This is a genomic window from Faecalimonas canis (assembly GCF_054601575.1).
In genome coordinates this window covers 14,092-33,741 of record NZ_BAAHSI010000002.1, presented here as the reverse complement: position 1 = coordinate 33,741, position 19,650 = coordinate 14,092, and the positions used below count along the sequence as shown (strand labels likewise).

The following is a 19,650-nucleotide window of genomic DNA, read 5'->3' as shown; positions in this document are numbered from 1 at the left end:
TACAGAAAAAGCGACTCCGAAGAATCGCTTTTCCTTAATATTACATCTTTTTTATTCTACTGCAAGCACATAGTAATAAATCGGTTGTCCACCGAAATGCGTATCCACATCAGCGTCCGGATATAACTCTTCAATTTCTGCCGAAAGTCTATCTGCTTCCTCTTCTGAAACTTCCTGGCCAAAATACAAACTGATAAGTTCTGAGTCCTCATCTACTAACTGTGCAAGCATATCTTTTGTTGTTTCTTCGATAGATGTTCCAACAGAAAGAATACCTGCATCACCGATACCCATAATGTCACCCTCACGGATTTCTTTATCATCAATATGTGTATCTCTGACTGCATAAGTCACCTGACCTGTTTTTACATTCTTGATTTCTTCAAGCATTGTTTCTTCATTTGTCTTAACATCCATCTCCGGCATATAATTAATGATTGCCGTAATTCCCTGTGGAACTGTCTTTGTCGGAATAACAATAATATCTTTATCCTTTGTCAAAGACTGTGCCTGATTTGCTGCCATAATGATATTTTTATTATTTGGCAAAATAAAAATATGTTCCGCATTTACAGCATCAATTGCAGCAAGCATATCTTCCGTACTCGGATTCATTGTCTGCCCGCCTTCAATGATATAATCTGCACCTAATTCTCTAAAGATTTCATTTAATCCTTCCCCGATAGAAACAGCAATAAATCCCATCTCTTTTCTAGGTTCTTCTTTCTTCTTATTTGCTTCTTCCTGTGCAAGTTTCTCTGCATCACGAATCAATTTTTCCTGATGTTCCTCACGCATATTGTCGATTTTCATTCTCGATAACTGTCCGAAGGTCAATGCTTTCTGAATAGCAAGTCCCGGATCATTTGTATGCACATGAATTTTAACAATCTCATCGTCAGCCACGCATACGATAGAATCCCCGATGGATTCCAAATATGCCTTAAATTCTCTCTCGTCTTTTTCCGTAAATTCTTTTTCCGTCATAATAATAAATTCAGTACAATACCCAAATCTAATATCAGCCGGCACATCACTGTTTACCTTCAAAGTGCTTTTACTTGTACTTGGAGCAATCTTACTATAATCAATCTCTTTGCCCAAGAACGCATCATAAGCACCTTTTAACACTTCAAGTAATCCCTGTCCGCCGGAATCCACAACGCCTGCTTCTTTTAAGACCGGTAACATATCCGGTGTCTGTGAAAGAACATATTCCGCATGGTCGATTACCTGTGGAATAAAAATTTCTAAATCATCAGTAGTTTCTGCCAATTCAACTGCTTTCTCAGCAATTCCTCTTGCCACAGTTAATATCGTTCCCTCTTTCGGTTTCATAACGGCTTTATACGCTGTTTCCTTCGCTTTCATGCAGGCTTTCGCTAAAATAACCGTATCAACTTCTTTATGTTCTTTAATTCCTTTTGTAAATCCTCTGAACAACTGTGAAAGAATAACACCTGAGTTTCCTCTCGCCCCGCGAAGAGAACCTGAAGAAATCGCTTTTGCCAGTGATACCATATCAAACTGTTCAATCGCTGTCACTTCTTTCGCTGCTGCCATAATGGTTAAAGACATATTTGTACCTGTGTCACCATCCGGAACCGGAAATACGTTCAATTCATTGATAAATTCTTTTTTCGCCTCTATGTTACCCGCACCTGCCAAAAACATCTTGGCAAGCACTTCTGCATTTATTGTTTTTGTTGCCACAACAAAATCCTCCTTAAACTAATCGATTACTCTTACGCCCTCGATGTAGATGTTAATTTTATCTACTGACATACCTGTAAATTCTTCTACTTTATATTTCACATTGCTGATTAAATTCTCTGTGACAGCCGAAATACTAACACCATAAGAAACAATTACATGGAAATCCAGCGTAATTCTGTTATCTTCTGAAATATATACCTGAATTCCGTGTGTCAGGCTTTCTTTCTTTAGCAGTCTTACAAGACCGTCCTTCATATTCACTGCTGCCATTCCCACGATTCCAAAACATTCCACAGCAACAGATCCTGCATATTTAGCAATTACTTCAGGGTCAATTGTAATAATTCCAAAGTCTGTACTCATACTACCTTTCATATCTATACCTCCAATTCATTCTGGATTTAATCGTATTTAACATTTGTATTATACTCTGTTTCAACGTTTTTTACAACATTTTCCGAAAAGTTAAATAAGAGGAAAATAAACTCTTGCATATTTTATACTTTTCTGCTAAAATACTTAGTGTTGTGAGTCTATTATGGCTATTAATATCGTTAGGAGGTGCAATCATGGCTAAATGTGCTATTTGTGAAAAGGGTGCTCATTTTGGAAACAACGTAAGTCACTCTCATAGAAAAACACCAAAAATGTGGAAATCTAATGTAAAATCAGTAAGAGTTAAAACTGAAGGTGGTTCTAAAAAAATGTACGTATGTACTTCTTGCTTAAAATCAGGAAGAGTTGAACGTGCTTAATTTACGCAATGATAAAACGAGATGATTTTATATCACCTCGTTTTTTTGTTGCCACTAACTTCTATTTTCCGTCACAGCAAAACATTATATATCCTGACAGGAAGCAAATAATAATAATTGCTACCTCTAAAAATGTACTGGAAAGAAACATGGACAACAACATACCCACTGCTATCCAAAACAGCGCAAATCCGATTACCCTCTTCATCTTCCACTTCCAATTACACTTTTATTCATTATATGAAAGAAATTCTTTTTTATGACTTACTTCCCTCTTCCAGTATTTCAGCCACATCTTCTTCCGTCATCTTCTTTTCTTTGCTTTGACTGCTGAAACGTTCTACCACATCAGGAACCATATCCAAAATTTTTGTAATTGTATCTTGATTTCTTATATTTACCAATCTTGTTTTTCCATCCTGAATTACAAGAACCGCACTCGGTGTCATTTTTCCTCCAAGTCCACCTGCTCCCTTATTCTTTTTCTCCTGCTCAAAAGCACCTGCTCCCACCGCAAAAGATACATCAACTAAAGGCAAAATAATCGTTTCACCGATATGAATTGCTTCACCTACTACTGTTTTTGACGAAATCACACTGTCCATTCCCTTAAAAAGAGATTCTACCGTATTTCTGAAATTGTTTTCTGCCATTTTAATTCCTCCATTCATTTTGTTTATAGTTGAAATTCCCGTATATGTTTATACGTCTGTCTGATTTCTCTGCTGCGTATAATATTAAAAACAGGAAATAAGAAATAAAATCCTCTCACACATCCTTTTATACTTAATTCACCTTCCAAAACCGCCTCTTCAAAATCCGGTTCCAGAGAAACTGTATTTGCATAAAAAGGATACCACATACTAAGTATCGCCAATGTCTTTCCTGTCAGATAAGGGTCTGAAAAACCAAAATGTACTCTACCCTTTATCTTTTTCGGTCTTAAATATTTCAAAAGTCTTACTGCTTCACGTTTCGCATTTTTCCATGCACTCTGATGCAATTCATCCTGTAAAAATTCTAACACTCTATCTTTTTTATCTCCGAGCAGTTTTATCTTATCACAAAGATTACATATTGTGCGTTTTATCTTTTGAAAAATTTTATTGCATTTTTCTGCAAATGATTTTTTTTTGTTCTTAACCTGTTTTTTCGGCTGGTTTGTTTCTATCTGTTTCACAACTTTTTCAAACTGCTTTTCTTCTTTCTTCTCTGTCGGTTCTTCCGTTTTTTTTACATTTTGTGGTTTTATTTCCGTTTCTGTCATTTTCTCCAGCTTTACCACATTCCACTTTTTCCATGCAGTTCTTACCTGCCATTCCGGTTTTTTGTCCGCATAAAATACATACCCCGACAGTAAATGTAAAAACCATGAAAATTTTATCCTTACTTCTAAAGACTGCAACGTACCTTTCCCTTTCGCGTCTATCTGATAACGAATAGGCACAAACAACACAATCCCCGTCAGAAGAACAAAAAGCCCGAGGATAACTAAAATCAATATTCCTATTATTTTTAGTAGTATACATAAAATATGTAGCATTTAAACACCTATACTTTACTTTCCTGAAATTCCTGCTGCGTTTCTAAAATATATCTCCGCAAATCCGCATCACCGTAGTGAAGATAAGTATCTTCTGTAATCCGTTTTATTAGTTCCAATGCTTCCGCATAACAGGATGCCACGCCGACGACAAGCATCGGCTCTTCCATCCATTTCTTTTGCAAAAGCAAAACAGAATCATAACATTCTAACTGATTTGTCGGATTGTTAGAAAGTACAATCAGATAACAACTAAATTGCACTTTACCTGCCTTTAATTTTTCTATAACATTTACCTGTCTTGCTTTCAGACTCTCTCCGACATATAACTCTCCATAAAATTTCATCCAATTCCTTCTTTACGACTTTTAACTAATAATAACTGTTAAAAACTTTTTTTGCAACATTTACCGCTTTTGTTCCTGTAGAATCCGAACCTTCAACCACAACACTAATAACCAATTCCGGATTTTCCACATTTGTAAATCCTACAAACCATGAATGTACCTTTTCTTTATCGACGCTATATTCCGCAGTTCCCGTTTTACCGGCAACAGAATATCCCTGTCCGTTAAGTGTCTTTGCAGTTCCCTCTTCTACTACCGCTTCCATATATTCTGTCAGTTGAGCTGCTTCCTCTCTTGTCATTAATGTAGCGTACTCTTCCGGCATATTTTTCGTTACCGTTGTTCCAGAATAATTCACTACTTTATCAACCAAATATGGTTTCATTAACTTTCCTCCATTGGCAATGGATGAAGTAATTAACGCCATATGATATGGGCTTACCTGTGTTTTCCCCTGTCCCATAGCAGTCATCATCACTTCAGAAGAAGGGTTTTTTGGAGATAACACAAATTTACTTGCACTGTACATAAGCGGTGACGGTAAATCTTTATTAAACAGCAACTGTTCCGCAGTCTTTTTATATTTGGAAATCTCTAACTGTAAACCAATGTTAGAAAAAGAACTGTTGCATGAATTTGCAAACGAACTTCTCAAGTCTTCCATTCCGTGTACTTTCTTGTTGTTACAATGAATAACCGTTCCGTTATGTTCAATTTTACTTGTACATTTGTACTGATAAGATGCGTAATCACTATTCTCTCTTATATATTCCAGAGCAGTCACAATCTTGAATGTCGACCCCGGTGCATATTTTCCCTGCATCGCACGGTTTAACATAGCGCTGTCCTTATCCTGATTTAACTCTGTCCAGTTTTCTGCCACATAATTCGGATCAAACGTAGGCTTTGAAACGAGTGATAGAATTTTTCCCGTATCCGCCTCCATAACGACAACCGCTCCTTTATTATCTCCCAAGGCATCATATGCCGCCTGTTGCAAATTCGTATCAAGGGTTGTCACCACATTATCTCCTATGTTTTTCTCCCCTTTAAATTCTTTCATAATTTTCTCCAAAATGAACGCATTGGATGTGAGAAGATTAAAATTCTCTTTTGACTCCAATCCCGCCTTACCTTTTGAAGCATACCCGACAACATGAGCATATAAATCCCCGTAAGGATACTCCCTTATCTCTTTTCCTTCTTCATCCACTACTGTTCTTGCAAGCACTTCCCCGTTTTTATCTAAAATCTTTCCACGTATTACTCTGTCCGCAAAAAGATCCTGTCTTGTATTATAAGGGCTATTAATAATATTTTTCGCCTTAAACGCATTAAAATATACAATATACCCCATTAAAACAAGAAACAGACTGACAAACAAATATGAAATTCTCGCAAATTCCTTATTTGTAACTTTTTTACGCTTTTTCTTTTTCTTCTTTTCTGTCGGTTTCTTCTGTGCCTGCTTTTTAGCGGGCTGTCTTTTTTGTACGCGGTCTTCGTCTTGACTGTTCGGAAGCCGCTCCAGACGTGCGTCCAGATCGTCGTCTATCAGACGGCTGTTTCTTTGTTTTCTGTCTTTCTTTTTTTCTCTCAATGATTTCTTCCTCGTCTTCCCTTAATACATATAATCCCTGAATAATTGCAAACATCATAATCGTACTCAGTACGGAGCTTCCTCCATAACTTACCAAAGGAAGCGTAACACCCGTTAGAGGAATGAATTTCGTTACTCCTCCGATTGTAAGAAATATTTGGAAAATATAACACGTTCCAAGTCCAAGTGCAACCAGCTTATAGAATGTATTTCTCAGTTGCATTGCTATATTAAGAAACATTACATAACAACTTACACAAATCAGCATCAGACAAAGGGCGAAAATTAAACCCAATTCTTCTGCAATCGCCGCAAAAACAAAATCTTCCGTTGCAACCGGTATTTTATCTGCTGCTCCCTGCATAAGTCCCATGCCAAACCAACTTCCCGTACCAATTGCAAACAAAGACTGTGCAATCTGATGTCCTCCTGCCGTTTCAGGACTGATAGGTCCTTTCCAAACTGCAACGCGGGTACGCACATGACCAAACAAAAAATATCCTGCCACAGCGGCAATTCCACCACCGGACACACCCGCAAATAAATACAACGGCTGTCTTGTCGCAACGTAAAGCATAATTAAATATACAACAAATAAAATTAACGCTGCCCCTAAATCCGTACTCAAAACAAGAATAATCACATGAGTTGCAGCTATAATCGTTGTTACCACTACATCTTTAAACTCTGTTGATTTTTGCAGCCTGCTGGCAACAAAAAATACAAACGAAATTTTAACAAACTCTGACGGCTGAATACCTATCCCCGCAATAGTAAAACCAAGTTTTGCTCCCCCCGATGTACTCGCTAAAACAAGTACAAGAAAAAGCGCACATATTCCTATCCCCGCATACAGATATGTCCAATCCGCCAGTTTCTTCATTTTTCTTATAACTACCGGTATCACTAAACTAATTAAAATCGACCCCGTCACAATGACGCATTGCTTTATCGCCCTCTGAAAAGACAATCTTGTCAAAATAATAAATCCGATTGTCAAAAGCATACACATATTATTTACAACAAGCCTTGAAATCTTCGGATAAATTTTCGTATAAAGCAAAATAATCCCGCCAAGCAAAACAACCTGCACAAGATAAAAAGCACCCACTTTAACGTCATCCATTTTCAAAAACAGCACGAGATACGCCATAAAATGTATGGAAAACATCAATCTGTTCTGTCTTCTCAGCAATTTTCTTTTCTTATATTCATCTTCATATCCAAATACCGAAAAACAAAGATATGTATAAATCGCTATACAGATAATCATCAGATATTTCGATAATTCAACTATAATATTTACCAAATTTTCACCTACTTTACTCCGCGTTTAAAATGCCCTCTTGTAAATTCCTTTTCAAACGCTCCTATTTCTTTATTTTTAACAAAAACATCCGCAAATTTATTTAGGATTTCTTCAGTTTCCCTTCCACTTTCCATTGTAAAATGAAGTCGGAGTTCTCTTGGATTTAACCGCAAAATATCTTCCTTCTGTTCAAGCAGACACAGCGGCTCTGCATTATAAATAATATTATAACAGTAATCGCAGCAGTTTTTCGCCGTAAACTGTTTATTATATCTGTCAATCATCTTTGTATATCCGCTCTGTCGATTGCATTTTCCGGTTGTTTTATGAATACACTGTGCCGAAACCATCATCTGCAAATATCCATATACAATCAACTCACTCTTTTCACAACCGAGTTCCTGCAACTCCCTGCAATTCAATTCCAACGGTGCGGTAAACTCTTCAATCCCCTGTTCTTCCCAGAACCTTTTTGCCTCCTGATTAAACTGATACATATTTGCATCCAAAATAACATTGACCTGCGGAAACCGTTCGCGCATATAATAAAAACTCTCATAGTTTCTAATTAGGACCCCATCAAAAATAGATGCATCAAAAGTTTCTATATATTTCTTTTCTGTATCTTTTCTGAAAATATACGGCATGGCAAAATATATTTCTTTCCCACACCCTCTGGCTACAGAAGTAATCTCTGCCAGTCGTTTATTTTCCCAAGCACGTTCCACCATTGTACAGTCAAGGTAAATCCTCTTAACAAACTCATTGCCAATTACTTTAAGAAACTGCTCCTCTTTCTCAACATAAGCAAACAACGCTTGTATATTTTGTCTTTGTCTTTGTTTTTGTTTTTCTTCCTTTTCCTGTTCCTCTAAGGTCTTCTCATCAGATCGTCTGTAAACTTCACAAATTTCCTTTTCTAACAGTTCAAGACCATTTCTTCTTAACTCATTCAATTTCTGCATAGGCATAAAAAGAGTATCTTCTAAAGAAATCGTAAATGAATCAAACACAAACGGAGTATTCCCCGTCTTTCTCATCTGTTTTTCAATTCTCTCTTCACTCATTGGCTGATTAAGAGCCTGTTCTGCCTTTTCTCCGCAAACAGTAACTTCCATATCATCAAACCATAATGTTAGTGTAGCATCTTTTTCTGTAGAAAGTATTAATTTCCCATTAATTTTTTCCTGTACTTTTCTCTCAACAAATTCTTTTCTCATTTCTTGAAGCAGTTGCTCATTTCGGGTACGGTTTAATATTTCTCCTTTTCCGATACGTTGCCCTTTTCGCAATCCAACGGTAAATTTCTGTCCTTCACTCACACTCTGCCCCAATGTATAGTTTTCTTTATCAGGCAATTCCAAAATATCTCCTCTGTGCAACTCCGTCAGTGCCTGCATATCTATTTCTTTACCACGCTGTCCGACTACTTTCACAGCTTTTATACCAGCGTGATTTGGACGATGTAAAGATAACATTTCTTTACCGTTTCTCGCTTGATAATATCCTGTATGGAATCCACCGCGATTATATAAATCCATTAAAATTTCTTTATCTTTTTGCGATACGGAATAGCCTTTTCGTCCCTTTTCTAAATATAAATCGACATATTTCCGATAAATCGACGTCACAGCCGCCACATACTCCGGCTTCTTCATTCTTCCCTCAATCTTAAAGGAGTAAATACCTGCCTCTGCCAAATCCGGAATAAATTCTACCGTACATAAATCTTTTAGGCTCATCACATAAGAAGTCTTTCCGTCCACTCTGTATGGAAGTCTGCACGGCTGGGCGCACTGTCCACGATTCCCACTGCGTCCTCCTAAAAGGCTACTGTACAGACACTGTCCGGAATAGCAGTAACATAACGCTCCATGAACAAAACTTTCAATCTCCACAGAAGTTTGTTTAGAAATTTCCTTTATTTCCTTCAAACTTAATTCCCTTGCGGTAACGACTCTTTCCACGCCCTGTTCTTCCATAAATTTCGCCCCGTCTACTCCGGTAATCGTCATCTGGGTACTTGCATGAATCGGCAGAGTAGGAAAATATTTCCGCACAAAACGAAGAACTCCCACATCCTGCACAATAACCGCATCCAATCCCTGCCTATAGTAAGGTAAAAGATATTCATATAACTCTTTTTTTAATTCTTTCTCTTTTAACAGTGTATTCACTGTCAGATAAATTTTCTTTCCGTGCAAATGAACATAGTCTATTGCTTCCAACAATTCTTCTTCTGAAAAATTATTGGCATATGCTCTCGCTCCAAAACGATTTCCGCCCACATACACTGCATCTGCACCTGCTGCAATCGCCGCTTTCAAACTTTCATATGATCCCGCCGGCGCTAAAATTTCTATTTCTCTTTTCATACCTGCTTCCTTTAAAAAAGACTGTCCATTGACAGCCTTTTATTTTTCACGATTTTCCAACTCTGTTTCCAGTTTTACAATCTTTTTTTGTAATTCTGTATTTTCTTCTTTCAACCTGTCTATTTCTTTCTCGGCATTTTCGCAATTCAACTGTACGGAAATCAATTCGTGTTTTAAGTCGTACATTTCTTTATCTTTCAACTCAATATCTGCCTCCGATGTTGTCGCCATACTCTTCGCCTTAAAATAGTCATCTGCAATGTTAAGAGCAAGAAGAATGCTTCTTGTATCTGCACTCTGCTTCTTATAGCCTTCCACACTGCTACATTCTTCCATCTTGCGATTTAGATATGTAGACACTTTCTGTAAATAGTCTTCACTTTCAAAGCCACTTAAAGTAAAAACCTTTCCTCCAATTAAAACTTCTGTATAATTTTTTGACGATGCCATAGGACACCTCCTTATTACTTTCTAATTCATGTTCTATCTATTATAAACCATTCAGATTGAAAATCCAACCATTTTAACTATTTTCCTCTGAAATTCCCAAATGATGATAGGCAAGGGATGTCACTACTCTTCCGCGAGGTGTACGGTGAAGAAAGCCGTTTTTTATAAGATAAGGCTCATACACATCCTCAATCGTTCCTGAATCTTCCCCAATAGACGCCGCCAACGTATCCAATCCCACCGGACCACCATTAAATTTCTGAATCATTGTAAGAAGAATATTTCTATCAATATGGTCTAAACCGTATTTATCCACTTCTAACAAATCCAATGCATAGTTCGCAGCCTCTTCTGTAATTACTCCATCATATTTAATTTGAGCGAAATCTCTCACTCGTTTCAGCAGACGGTTAGCCAATCGCGGTGTCCCTCTTGACCTTCTCGCCATTTCCATAGCGCCTTTTTCATCTACTTCCACTCCCATTACTCCTGCGGAGCGGATAATAATTGTCTGCAATTCCTTCTCCGTATAAAACTCTAAACGTTGTACAACCCCAAATCTGTCCCGAAGAGGTGCTGTGAGCATTCCTGCCCTTGTCGTTGCCCCTACTAAAGTAAATTGTGGCAAATCCAAACGTATGGAGCGAGCATTCGCTCCTTTTCCAATCATAATGTCAATAGCATAATCTTCCATGGCGGGATATAAAATTTCTTCCACCTGTCTGTTCAACCGATGAATTTCATCCACAAACAATACATCTCCTTCTTGAAGATTATTCAAAATTGCCGCCATTTCTCCCGGCTTTTCAATGGCTGGACCGGATGTGATTTTCAAATTCACTCCCATTTCATTTGCTATAATTCCCGCCAATGTCGTTTTTCCTAAACCTGGCGGACCATAAAAGAGAACATGGTCAAGTGCCTCATTTCTTTCTTTTGCCGCCTGAATGTAAATGCGGAGCATTTCTTTCGCTTTTTTCTGTCCAATATAATCTTCCAGTAACTGAGGTCGAAGATGATTTTCTATCTTTAAATCTTCTTCCAGACTTTCAGTTGTAATAATCCTTTTACTCATTTTACTCTACCGCCTTTTACATCATCAGCCTTAATGCCTGTTTCAATATATCTTCTACGCTGCTGTCCGGCATCACTTCCGCCTGTCGTACTGCCCTCAACGCCTCTGTATTTCCATATCCCAGTGCCACAAGCGCCTGTACTGCTTCCGCTTGTACACTGTTATTCTGCACACCGGAAACGACGTCTTCTTCCGCTGCTATGTGTTCAAGAACATCATCCATACTCAATTTATCTTTTAATTCTATAATCAACTTCTCTGCCGTTTTCTTTCCAATTCCCTGTGCGGCCGAAATTGCCTTAACATCATTTGACAATACAGCAAAACGCAAATCATCAGCACTTAAATTAGATAAAATATTTAATGCCCCTTTCGGTCCTATACCGCTAACACCAATAACAAGTTTAAATACTTTCAAATCATCTCTTGTCAAAAAGCCATACAATTGCATGGCATCTTCTTTTATATGTAAATATGTATGCAATTTTACTTCGCTATGTATCGGAGGCAATTTCCCCATAGACTGTGCCGGCATAAAAATACCGTATCCAACACCCCCTACATCCACAATCGCCTTTTCCTCTTCAACTGACACTAATTCTCCTCTTATATAAGAAATCATATTGCCCTCGCTTTCTCTTTATAAATGGATTTTATCAACCCGCTTTATTATCTCACCTGAAATAATTCCGATAATAATTCCCGTAATCAGCCCTGAAATCAATAACACTGCCGCATAATAAACCAAATTCAAACTTTCCAGCACTAGCATAGCGACAAGCAACTGCCCAATATTATGAAACACTCCGCCTGCCATACTGATTCCTAAAATGCTGAATTTCTCATTTTTCTTTAAGATATACATAACCGTCAGACTGAGTAATGAGCCTGCAAGACTATAAATAATGCTAAAAAGATTACCAAACATAAATCCCGCCAAAACTACCCTTGTCACAGACAATAGGTAGACCTGCTTTTTGTCCGCCTTATACATGGCAATAACAATAACAAGGTTTGCTAATCCAAGTTTCACTCCCGGTATACCGATATGAAAAGGAATGAGCGACTCCACATAACTGAAAATCAACGCCAACGCCGTAAACATTCCGAAACAGACCACTTTATTTCTCATGGTATCCTCCTAATTCGCCACCCCATCCAACTCATTTTCTTCGCCTTCCACTACAGTAACAATAACTTTATTAGGAAGACATACAAGGCTTTCTCCCACCTTTGAAATGGCTTTTTGTTTTACACACACTTTATCCGGACATTTCGCATCCGTAATATCCGCTTTTCCTTCTTTAATAACAAGATGGTTTGTCCCATTCAGATTAATCTCTCTATTCTCTGAAAGAGCATATCTTCCCCGTATAACGCCGTCTATTTTCACTTCAATAACGTTCTCTCTGCCCTTCTCTTTTAAATTTGCTGCTACAAATAAGAAAACTGCTGCTGCAATAACAATTACCATTAATTTATAATCATTTTTTTTCATCTGCTATTTTCTCCCTGCTTATTTTATCATATTCATCCTAACTATGCAATCATATGTTCGATTGCATTTTGGATATGAATTAGTATATACTGTTTTTTATAAAGAATAAAGAAATGAGGATATATATGAAACATCGTTATATAAGCATCGTGTTGACATTTTGTCTTCTTTTTTTAAGTGGCTGCACTAATAATAGTTCTACAGAAAAGTCAATCAGTAAAAGCGGTATATTTTTTGACACTCTTATCTCCATTAAAATTTGGGGAACAAATGATTCTTCCATTTTAGATGACTGTTTCCAATTATGTGACGAATATGAGAATAAATTCAGCCGCACCATTTCTGACAGTGAAATTTCCAAGATTAACCATAGTGGCGGTGCTCCTATAGAAGTTTCTGATGAAACAATCGAATTAATTCAAAAAGGACTTGATTACGGCAAATTATCTAACGGAGTTTTTGACATCACAATCGCACCGCTAAGTAATCTTTGGGATTTTAAAAACAATGCCGGAATAATCCCTTCTGAAACTCTTATTCAGGAGGCAAAAAGCCATGTAAACTACAAAAATGTAGTCGTTAACGGTAACACAGTTCAACTACTTGACCCTAAAACCGCCTTAGATTTAGGTGGAATTGCCAAAGGCTATATTGCCGACCGCGTGAAAGAATTTCTTATCAAAAATGACATTGAACACGCCATGATTAACCTTGGTGGAAATGTTTTGACAATCGGCAAAAAGCCAAATGGCACTCCTTTCCATATCGGTATACAGAAACCCTTTGCCGAACAGAATACGACAATTGCATCTATTCCGGTAAATGATCAATCCATTGTTTCTTCCGGTGTATACGAACGTTATTTTAAAAAAGACGGCAAAATCTATCATCATCTTTTGGATCCCTTCACCGGTTATCCAAAAGAAAATAATCTATTAAGTGTGACAATTCTATCCGATTCTTCCGCTGATGGTGATGCTCTCAGCACAACCTGCTTCACTTTAGGGCTGGAAAAAGGAATGGAATTAATTAATCAATTAGATAATGTAGAAGCTGTGTTTGTCACAAATGATTATCGATTACATTGCTCAGAAAAAATAAATGATACCATCTTGAAATAAGAAGGTATCATTATTTTTTCTAGTAATAATAATATTGTGAAGATGCCGGAACGATGAATGCAAATAAAACCACTACTAAAATAATTGTTAAAATTGTCTGAATCACCCAATAAATCAACCATGCTCTACAATAATTTCTGCGGTTAACATTTCCGTTTTTACCAAACGCCCAAACTAAATATAAAATAGGGCCTACACATGGGATAATTGTTGCCAAAATAATCAGAAGCCATTCCCCTGTTGACATCACTTCATTATCATTTTGTTGATTGTAGTTATATTCCGTATTATAGTTATAATCATACTGATACGGCTGTCCATTTTCCTGTCCGTTGTTGTTGTAATTTTCTTCCATAACTCCAACTCCTTTTAGTTCGTATTTTGTTATTTATAATATCACATTCTTAGCCATTTCACAATACGCATCACCAAATTATCGCTATAATACGACATAGGAGGATTGCTCGGAAATTGTGTGACAAACCGATAAACATATAAAATTACCATTCCTAAAACGAGCATAATGGCATATTTTCTTAATCCTTTTAATGATTTCTGTCGAAAATATCTCTGCACCACAAAAACTATAAACAACAGCACTATCGGAAAAATAGCCGGATGTACATTCCACGCCTGTATCCATTCCCCCTTAAGAAAATGAACTCCCGCCCTTGTCAGCCCGCAGGCTGCACATGGAAATCCGGTCAGCACTACGAACGGACATCCGCTATGTAAAACAAATTTCATAAATGCAAAATAAAGACAAATACACACAAGTGCCGTTCTCATCTTTTTTACATCCTGCCAAAATAATTTACCTGCCTGTTTCCACATTCTTCTTCCTTACATAATAATTTTTTTCGGACATTTCTCTGCACACGCTCCGCAATTTGTACATTTTTCCGGATCAATATGTGCAATATTATCTTCTACTGTAATCGCATCATACTCACACACTTTCTGACACATCTTACAGCCGATGCATCCCGCCTTACATACGGACATTACATCTTTTCCTTTATCTTTTGAATTACACTGTACTAAATGTTTCTGCTCATACGGCACTAATTCAATCAAATTCTGAGGACAGACTGCGATACATTTTCCACACGCCTTACAAGCCTCTTTGTCAACTACAGCCACACCATTTTCAATATGAATGGCATCAAAAGGACATGCTTTTACACAAGTTCCAAAACCATGACAACCGTAGTTACATGACTTTGGTCCTCCATTTTGCATAGATTTCATCATTGTACAATCTTCAATTCCCGTATAGACATAATCTTTGCTCGCTTTGTCACAAGTCCCTGCACATTTTACAAAGGCAGTCATTCTTTTCTGCTCTTTTGCCTCAACTCCCATAATTTTACCGATTTCCGCAGCCACAGCCGCTCCTCCTACCGGACAACCGCTAATCTCTGCCTCTCCTTTTACAATCGCAGACGCAAGACCTGAACAACCGGCATATCCACAGCCACCACAATTATTACCGGGAAGAACACCTATAATCGCTTCTTCCCTCTCATCTGTTTCCACTGCAAATTTCTTTCCTGCCAGTCCTAAAAAAGCCCCGATAAATAATCCTGTTCCGCCTACAATTACGGCAGCAATTACTATTCCCGTTATACTCATTTCTCCAGCCTCCTAAATCAATCCCGAAAATCCAAAGAACGCTATCGCCATCAAACTTGCCGTTACAAGTACTATTGGCGTTCCCTGAAATGACGGTGATATATCATTATGCTCTGTTTTTTCACGAATACCTGCCATAATTACGATGGCGATTGTAAATCCTAAAGCAGTCGCAAATCCATTTACTACACTTTCTAAAATTCCGTATTCTTTCTGTACATTTGTAAGTGCCACGCCAAGCACTGCACAGTTTGTTGTAATCAGAGGAAGATATACTCCCAACGCTTTATATAACGGAGGCATCATTTTCTTCAAAAACATTTCAACAAATTGTACTAATGCGGCAATTACAAGAATAAATACGATTGTCTGTAAATATTCAAAATGTAACGGCGACAAAATGAATTTATAAATCAATCCTGTACAGAAAGATGAAATCGTGATAACAAACACAACTGCTCCTCCCATACCTGCCGCTGTTTCCACCTTTTTAGATACACCCAAAAACGGACAAATTCCTAAAAACTGACTTAAAATAACGTTATTTACAAGTGCAGACCCTACCGCAATAATCAATAACTCTTTCATTTTGTCCCCTCCTATTTATCGTTCTCTACAGGAAATATTCTTCCCTTGCAACCGTGATTTTCGCAAGATGCACAACCTTCACCACAACTTGTTTCGACAACTTCTTTTCCCTTTTTCTTTGCATTTGCCTTAATCTTATTCTGTAAAGCGACAAGACCTGCAAGAACAAGAAACGCTCCCGGCGCTAAAATGAAAATAGTTACCGGTTCATAAGATGCAGGCATTACTCGAAATCCGAAAATCTCTCCTGCACCGATCAGTTCACGAACAATACCGATACTTGTCAAACCAACCGTAAAACCAAGTCCCATCCCAATTCCGTCAAATACAGAAGGAAGTACCGGATTTTTTGATGCATAACTTTCCGCTCTCCCCAAAATAATACAGTTTACTACAATAAGAGGAATATATAGTCCCAAAGCATCATACAGAACCGGAACAAATCCTTCCAGTAAAAACTGTACAATTGTTACAAAAGATGCAACAACTACAATAAACGCCGGCATTCTTACCGAATCCGGAATGATTTTTCTTAACATAGAAATCAGCATATTGGACATAACCAATACAACTGTTGTTGTAAGTCCCATACCCACACCGTTTATGGCCGAAGTTGTAACTGCCAATGTCGGACACATTCCGAGCATCAATACAAAGGTAGGATTTTCTTTAATCAGACCGTTATATAACCGTTCCACACATTTATTCATTTACACTACCTCCCAACGCACCCTGAAAATATAAAAGTCCTGCATTTACTGCATTTGTAACGGCTCTCGTTGTAATTGTAGCACCGCTTAATGCATCTACATTTCCTTTTGGGTCATCTTTTTTCACTACAAATTTATCTGTCTTAACATTCTCAAACTGTTTTTTGAATGTCGGCTCAGTTGCCTGCATTCCAAGCCCCGCTGTTTCACTGATAGATAAAATTTCTATACCTGTTACCGTTCCATCAACGGAAACCCCAACTGAAATCTGAATTTCTCCACCATATCCTTCTTTTGAAGCCGATGTAATAACATAACCAATTTCTTTTCCGGATTTATCTTTTCCAACTGCAACTTCACTGAGATAGCAACCTTTAATTTTATTCTCTTCTAAAATTTTATCTGCCTCTTTTGTATCAAATGTTTTGTCCGCTTCAAATTCTTCAGCATCAGGCATAACCGATTTATATGCCTCCTGTTTCGCTTTCTCTTTTGATGCCTGTATCGGCTCTTTTGTTATTTCATACACACCGCCAAGCAGCAAACCGGAAACAAGGGTAATCGCTGTTAAAATCAGTGCATTTTTCACAATTTTATTCATTATTTTTCCCCTCCTTTTCCGAAAGGTTTTGGAATTGTTATCTTTTCAATCAACGGAACTAAAAGATTACTAATAATAATTGCGTATGAAACACCTTCCGCCGAACCGGAGAACAGACGAATTGTTCCTGTAAGAATACCCAGACAGATACCATATAAAATCTGTCCCTTCTTTGTAATTGGAGCAGTCACATAATCTGTAGCCATAAACCATGCTCCGAGCATTAGTCCGCCTCCGCAAAGATGTGCCGCAATGTAATTCACATCAAATCCGTGTCCGCTGAATAAGAGAAGGAATATAATAAACGTTACGATATATGTAAGCGGAATACGAATTTGAATAACTCCAATAACAAGAAGGAAAATTGCTCCGATTAAAATAGCAATCACGGATGTTTCTCCGATTGTTCCTGCAATATTTCCGACAAACATATCCATAAGTTTTACATCTTCTCCTGCTTTTAACGCTGCCAAAGGGGTTGGACTTGTCACTGCATCGTTATAAACAAACGTTGTCATTCTTCCCGTAAAGGAAATCAAAAGAAAGCATCTCGCCGCCAATGCAGGATTCATAAAGTTCTGACCTAATCCGCCAAAAAGTTGTTTTACAATTAAAATAGCAAAAACACTTCCAAGAACACACATCCACCACGGCGCTGTAGGCGGAAGATTTAACGCCAATAACAATCCGGTCACTGCCGAACTAAAATCACAAATCGTTACTTTTTTATGCATAAATTTCTGATAAAGATATTCCGTTAGAACTGCTGAGCCTACCGTAATCAGTATAACCCCCAACGCCTGCACTCCAAAGTTATATATTCCGAAGGCCGTAGCCGGTAATAATGCCAGCACTACGCATAACATAATATTTGCAGTTGTTGTTTTTGAACGTATATGTGGTGAAGACGATACATTAAATTGTTCACTCACTTTTCGTCACCTCTTCCTTTATTTTTTTCTATTTGCCAACGCAATTTTTCTCATTGTTCCAATAGACTGTTTCAACTGTCTTTTTGCAGGACAGACATAACTGCACGAGCCACATTCTATACACTCAAGTCCCTCCATTTTCTTAAAGGCTTCTTCATCATGTCTTTCCGCCAAATCCGCAAGTCTTGATGGAATAATACGACTCGGACAAACTTCCACGCACCGTCCACAATTAATGCAGGCTGTAGGTTCATTTGCCCTCACCTCATCTTTCGTAAAGGCAAGGATGGATGAAGACGTCTTTGTAATCGGAGTGTCTGTTGTAAACATGGCAAATCCCATCATAGGACCACCTGAAATGATTTTCTCAGGCGGGGTTTTAAATCCGCCTCCCGCTTCAATCACTTCCTGATGATTTGTTCCAAATAATACTTTGAAGTTTCCCGGCTCATTTACCGCATCACCGCTTAACGTCACAATTCTTTCCGTTACTGCCTTTCCTTCGACTACCGCTGTGTGAATGGCAATCATTGTTTCCACATTATCTACAACACATCCCGCATCTGCCGGCAGCATAGAAGAATTAATTGCTCTTCCTGTCGTAGCAAAAATCAACTGTCGCTCTGCTCCCTGAGGATATTTTGTTTTTAATGCCTTCACTTCCATTCTCGGCTCTTTTTCCGTCAATTTTCTTAATTTTTCAATACAATCCGGTTTGTTATCCTCTACACCAAAAATTCCTTTTGCCTGTGGGAAAATGTTTAATACAACTCTCATCCCACTAATCAGTTCTTCAGGATTTTCCAGCATTCTTCTGTAATCCGCTGTAATATATGGCTCACATTCCGCACAGTTTGCTATAACATAATCAATTCTTTCCGGTTCTTTTGGAGATAATTTAACATGGGTAGGAAATCCTGCGCCTCCCATTCCTACAATCCCTGCTTCTTTAATCCGCTCAATAATTTCTTCCTTTGACATCTCATCAAGAGGTTTTATTGGAGGATAAACAATTTCTTCATACTGAAAATCATTTTCTACAATAATAGAATCCACCTTCGCTCCCGAAGGATTAATTCGTTTTTGAATTCCTTTCACCTCTCCTGATACAGATGCAAATATCGAAGCTGAAACAAATCCTCCCGCTTCCGCTATCTTCTGACCTTTTAAAACTTTGTCACCCACGTTCACAATAGGTTTCGCCGGTGCACCAATATGTTGTGAAAGTGGATAAACCAATTCTTCTTTTGGAAGTACGCTGACAATCGATTTATCTTTTGCCAACCGCTTTCCATCGTTGGGGTGAATGCCTCCTTTAAATGTTAAAAGTTTCATTTTATCTCTTCCTTTCATCTGTTTTCAATCCTTATGTATATCATACAAGAACTTTTTATA

At 37.8% G+C, this 19,650-nt stretch carries 24 protein-coding genes; 2 read left to right on the top strand and 22 right to left on the bottom strand.

Features of this window, described 5'->3' with window-relative positions:
- Nucleotides 1-51: 51 nt before the first annotated feature.
- Both ACYPXO_RS00185 and ACYPXO_RS00180 read right to left on the bottom strand, forming a co-directional pair.
- A complete protein-coding gene (locus tag ACYPXO_RS00185) occupies nucleotides 52-1,713 on the bottom strand; it encodes a DAK2 domain-containing protein (RefSeq protein ID WP_459638734.1) in 1,662 nt (553 codons plus the stop codon).
- Between the two features lie 18 nt (nucleotides 1,714-1,731).
- Complete coding sequence (locus ACYPXO_RS00180) at nucleotides 1,732-2,091, bottom strand: Asp23/Gls24 family envelope stress response protein (RefSeq protein ID WP_459638733.1); 360 nt, start codon at nucleotides 2,089-2,091, stop codon at nucleotides 1,732-1,734.
- A 194-nt stretch (nucleotides 2,092-2,285) separates the two neighbouring features.
- On the opposite strand from ACYPXO_RS00180, the gene rpmB reads away from it, so the two are divergent.
- Nucleotides 2,286-2,471, top strand: coding sequence for a 50S ribosomal protein L28 (gene rpmB, locus ACYPXO_RS00175; RefSeq protein ID WP_009320597.1), 186 nt, complete (start codon nucleotides 2,286-2,288; stop codon nucleotides 2,469-2,471).
- A gap of 61 nt (nucleotides 2,472-2,532) precedes the next feature.
- On the opposite strand, the gene ACYPXO_RS00170 is transcribed toward rpmB, so the two are convergent.
- From ACYPXO_RS00170 to ACYPXO_RS00115, 12 genes are all read right to left on the bottom strand, one after another.
- The gene (locus ACYPXO_RS00170) at nucleotides 2,533-2,679 is read right to left on the bottom strand and encodes a hypothetical protein (protein WP_459638732.1); all 147 of its coding nucleotides are present in this window, start codon (nucleotides 2,677-2,679) and stop codon (nucleotides 2,533-2,535) included.
- Between the two features lie 49 nt (nucleotides 2,680-2,728).
- Nucleotides 2,729-3,124: a GerW family sporulation protein gene (locus ACYPXO_RS00165; RefSeq protein WP_459638731.1), complete on the bottom strand. Its 396-nt coding sequence runs from the start codon at nucleotides 3,122-3,124 to the stop codon at nucleotides 2,729-2,731.
- A 23-nt stretch (nucleotides 3,125-3,147) separates the two neighbouring features.
- The gene (locus ACYPXO_RS00160) at nucleotides 3,148-4,014 is read right to left on the bottom strand and encodes a DUF2953 domain-containing protein (RefSeq protein WP_459638730.1); all 867 of its coding nucleotides are present in this window, start codon (nucleotides 4,012-4,014) and stop codon (nucleotides 3,148-3,150) included.
- A gap of 8 nt (nucleotides 4,015-4,022) precedes the next feature.
- Nucleotides 4,023-4,361: a hypothetical protein gene (locus tag ACYPXO_RS00155; protein ID WP_459638729.1), complete on the bottom strand. Its 339-nt coding sequence runs from the start codon at nucleotides 4,359-4,361 to the stop codon at nucleotides 4,023-4,025.
- Nucleotides 4,362-4,386: 25 nt separating this feature from the next.
- Nucleotides 4,387-5,718, bottom strand: a complete 1,332-nt coding sequence (locus tag ACYPXO_RS00150; protein WP_459638766.1) for a peptidoglycan D,D-transpeptidase FtsI family protein — start codon at nucleotides 5,716-5,718, stop codon at nucleotides 4,387-4,389.
- A gap of 115 nt (nucleotides 5,719-5,833) precedes the next feature.
- A complete protein-coding gene (locus tag ACYPXO_RS00145) occupies nucleotides 5,834-7,270 on the bottom strand; it encodes an FtsW/RodA/SpoVE family cell cycle protein (RefSeq protein ID WP_459638728.1) in 1,437 nt (478 codons plus the stop codon).
- Nucleotides 7,271-7,278: 8 nt separating this feature from the next.
- Nucleotides 7,279-9,645, bottom strand: a complete 2,367-nt coding sequence (locus tag ACYPXO_RS00140) for a U32 family peptidase (protein WP_459638727.1) — start codon at nucleotides 9,643-9,645, stop codon at nucleotides 7,279-7,281.
- A gap of 39 nt (nucleotides 9,646-9,684) precedes the next feature.
- Nucleotides 9,685-10,095 (bottom strand): cell division protein ZapA, encoded by a 411-nt coding sequence (locus ACYPXO_RS00135; RefSeq protein WP_459638726.1) that lies wholly within the window; start codon nucleotides 10,093-10,095, stop codon nucleotides 9,685-9,687.
- Between the two features lie 73 nt (nucleotides 10,096-10,168).
- Complete coding sequence (gene ruvB, locus ACYPXO_RS00130) at nucleotides 10,169-11,170, bottom strand: Holliday junction branch migration DNA helicase RuvB (protein WP_459638725.1); 1,002 nt, start codon at nucleotides 11,168-11,170, stop codon at nucleotides 10,169-10,171.
- A gap of 16 nt (nucleotides 11,171-11,186) precedes the next feature.
- Nucleotides 11,187-11,792 carry a Holliday junction branch migration protein RuvA gene (gene ruvA / locus ACYPXO_RS00125; protein ID WP_459638724.1) on the bottom strand — a complete coding sequence of 202 codons (606 nt, stop codon included), beginning with the start codon at nucleotides 11,790-11,792 and terminating at the stop codon, nucleotides 11,187-11,189.
- Nucleotides 11,793-11,810: 18 nt separating this feature from the next.
- The gene (locus ACYPXO_RS00120) at nucleotides 11,811-12,302 is read right to left on the bottom strand and encodes a Gx transporter family protein (RefSeq protein ID WP_459638723.1); all 492 of its coding nucleotides are present in this window, start codon (nucleotides 12,300-12,302) and stop codon (nucleotides 11,811-11,813) included.
- Between the two features lie 9 nt (nucleotides 12,303-12,311).
- Nucleotides 12,312-12,668, bottom strand: a complete 357-nt coding sequence (locus ACYPXO_RS00115) for a NusG domain II-containing protein (protein WP_459638722.1) — start codon at nucleotides 12,666-12,668, stop codon at nucleotides 12,312-12,314.
- Between the two features lie 125 nt (nucleotides 12,669-12,793).
- On the opposite strand from ACYPXO_RS00115, the gene ACYPXO_RS00110 reads away from it, so the two are divergent.
- Nucleotides 12,794-13,789 (top strand): FAD:protein FMN transferase, encoded by a 996-nt coding sequence (locus ACYPXO_RS00110; RefSeq protein ID WP_459638721.1) that lies wholly within the window; start codon nucleotides 12,794-12,796, stop codon nucleotides 13,787-13,789.
- A gap of 19 nt (nucleotides 13,790-13,808) precedes the next feature.
- Here the strand turns inward: ACYPXO_RS00110 and ACYPXO_RS00105 are convergent, their stop codons facing one another.
- Genes ACYPXO_RS00105 through rsxC form a run of 8 tightly spaced genes read right to left on the bottom strand, consistent with a single transcriptional unit; the run spans nucleotide 13,809 to nucleotide 19,590 of the window.
- Entirely contained in the window at nucleotides 13,809-14,144 is a 336-nt protein-coding gene (locus tag ACYPXO_RS00105) for a hypothetical protein (RefSeq protein WP_459638720.1), read from the bottom strand.
- Between the two features lie 41 nt (nucleotides 14,145-14,185).
- On the bottom strand, nucleotides 14,186-14,623 hold the full coding sequence (locus tag ACYPXO_RS00100) for a DUF2752 domain-containing protein (protein WP_459638719.1): 438 nt from the start codon (nucleotides 14,621-14,623) through the stop codon (nucleotides 14,186-14,188).
- Nucleotides 14,624-14,632: 9 nt separating this feature from the next.
- A complete protein-coding gene (locus ACYPXO_RS00095; protein ID WP_459638718.1) occupies nucleotides 14,633-15,424 on the bottom strand; it encodes an RnfABCDGE type electron transport complex subunit B in 792 nt (263 codons plus the stop codon).
- A gap of 12 nt (nucleotides 15,425-15,436) precedes the next feature.
- A complete protein-coding gene (gene rsxA / locus ACYPXO_RS00090) occupies nucleotides 15,437-16,012 on the bottom strand; it encodes an electron transport complex subunit RsxA (protein ID WP_459638717.1) in 576 nt (191 codons plus the stop codon).
- Between the two features lie 11 nt (nucleotides 16,013-16,023).
- Nucleotides 16,024-16,722, bottom strand: coding sequence for an electron transport complex subunit RsxE (rsxE, locus tag ACYPXO_RS00085; RefSeq protein WP_459638716.1), 699 nt, complete (start codon nucleotides 16,720-16,722; stop codon nucleotides 16,024-16,026).
- Nucleotides 16,715-17,323: an RnfABCDGE type electron transport complex subunit G gene (locus ACYPXO_RS00080; protein ID WP_459638715.1), complete on the bottom strand. Its 609-nt coding sequence runs from the start codon at nucleotides 17,321-17,323 to the stop codon at nucleotides 16,715-16,717. Before ACYPXO_RS00080 ends, rsxE begins: the two co-directional genes overlap by 8 nt.
- Entirely contained in the window at nucleotides 17,323-18,255 is a 933-nt protein-coding gene (locus ACYPXO_RS00075) for an RnfABCDGE type electron transport complex subunit D (RefSeq protein WP_459638714.1), read from the bottom strand. The genes ACYPXO_RS00080 and ACYPXO_RS00075 overlap by 1 nt, the downstream gene beginning before the upstream one ends.
- A gap of 18 nt (nucleotides 18,256-18,273) precedes the next feature.
- On the bottom strand, nucleotides 18,274-19,590 hold the full coding sequence (gene rsxC / locus ACYPXO_RS00070; protein ID WP_459638713.1) for an electron transport complex subunit RsxC: 1,317 nt from the start codon (nucleotides 19,588-19,590) through the stop codon (nucleotides 18,274-18,276).
- Nucleotides 19,591-19,650 lie beyond the last annotated feature (60 nt).

What these genes read in the sequence shown, in the direction of transcription:
- rsxA (WP_459638717.1), bottom strand. Translation starts at nt 16,012, where the DNA reads ATGAAAGAGTTATTGATTATTGCGGTAGGGTCTGCACTTGTAAATAAC.
- ACYPXO_RS00160 (WP_459638730.1), bottom strand. Translation starts at nt 4,014, where the DNA reads ATGCTACATATTTTATGTATACTACTAAAAATAATAGGAATATTGATT.
- ACYPXO_RS00170 (WP_459638732.1), bottom strand. Translation starts at nt 2,679, where the DNA reads ATGAAGAGGGTAATCGGATTTGCGCTGTTTTGGATAGCAGTGGGTATG.
- ACYPXO_RS00115 (WP_459638722.1), bottom strand. Translation starts at nt 12,668, where the DNA reads ATGAAAAAAAATGATTATAAATTAATGGTAATTGTTATTGCAGCAGCA.
- ACYPXO_RS00120 (WP_459638723.1), bottom strand. Translation starts at nt 12,302, where the DNA reads ATGAGAAATAAAGTGGTCTGTTTCGGAATGTTTACGGCGTTGGCGTTG.
- ACYPXO_RS00095 (WP_459638718.1), bottom strand. Translation starts at nt 15,424, where the DNA reads ATGAGTATAACGGGAATAGTAATTGCTGCCGTAATTGTAGGCGGAACA.
- ACYPXO_RS00080 (WP_459638715.1), bottom strand. Translation starts at nt 17,323, where the DNA reads ATGAATAAAATTGTGAAAAATGCACTGATTTTAACAGCGATTACCCTT.
- ACYPXO_RS00140 (WP_459638727.1), bottom strand. Translation starts at nt 9,645, where the DNA reads ATGAAAAGAGAAATAGAAATTTTAGCGCCGGCGGGATCATATGAAAGT.
- ACYPXO_RS00100 (WP_459638719.1), bottom strand. Translation starts at nt 14,623, where the DNA reads ATGTGGAAACAGGCAGGTAAATTATTTTGGCAGGATGTAAAAAAGATG.
- ACYPXO_RS00110 (WP_459638721.1), top strand. Translation starts at nt 12,794, where the DNA reads ATGAAACATCGTTATATAAGCATCGTGTTGACATTTTGTCTTCTTTTT.
- ACYPXO_RS00105 (WP_459638720.1), bottom strand. Translation starts at nt 14,144, where the DNA reads ATGGAAGAAAATTACAACAACAACGGACAGGAAAATGGACAGCCGTAT.
- ACYPXO_RS00135 (WP_459638726.1), bottom strand. Translation starts at nt 10,095, where the DNA reads ATGGCATCGTCAAAAAATTATACAGAAGTTTTAATTGGAGGAAAGGTT.
- ACYPXO_RS00180 (WP_459638733.1), bottom strand. Translation starts at nt 2,091, where the DNA reads ATGAAAGGTAGTATGAGTACAGACTTTGGAATTATTACAATTGACCCT.
- rpmB (WP_009320597.1), top strand. Translation starts at nt 2,286, where the DNA reads ATGGCTAAATGTGCTATTTGTGAAAAGGGTGCTCATTTTGGAAACAAC.
- rsxC (WP_459638713.1), bottom strand. Translation starts at nt 19,590, where the DNA reads ATGAAACTTTTAACATTTAAAGGAGGCATTCACCCCAACGATGGAAAG.
- ACYPXO_RS00155 (WP_459638729.1), bottom strand. Translation starts at nt 4,361, where the DNA reads ATGAAATTTTATGGAGAGTTATATGTCGGAGAGAGTCTGAAAGCAAGA.
- ruvB (WP_459638725.1), bottom strand. Translation starts at nt 11,170, where the DNA reads ATGAGTAAAAGGATTATTACAACTGAAAGTCTGGAAGAAGATTTAAAG.
- ruvA (WP_459638724.1), bottom strand. Translation starts at nt 11,792, where the DNA reads ATGATTTCTTATATAAGAGGAGAATTAGTGTCAGTTGAAGAGGAAAAG.
- rsxE (WP_459638716.1), bottom strand. Translation starts at nt 16,722, where the DNA reads ATGAATAAATGTGTGGAACGGTTATATAACGGTCTGATTAAAGAAAAT.
- ACYPXO_RS00165 (WP_459638731.1), bottom strand. Translation starts at nt 3,124, where the DNA reads ATGGCAGAAAACAATTTCAGAAATACGGTAGAATCTCTTTTTAAGGGA.
- ACYPXO_RS00150 (WP_459638766.1), bottom strand. Translation starts at nt 5,718, where the DNA reads ATGGGGTATATTGTATATTTTAATGCGTTTAAGGCGAAAAATATTATT.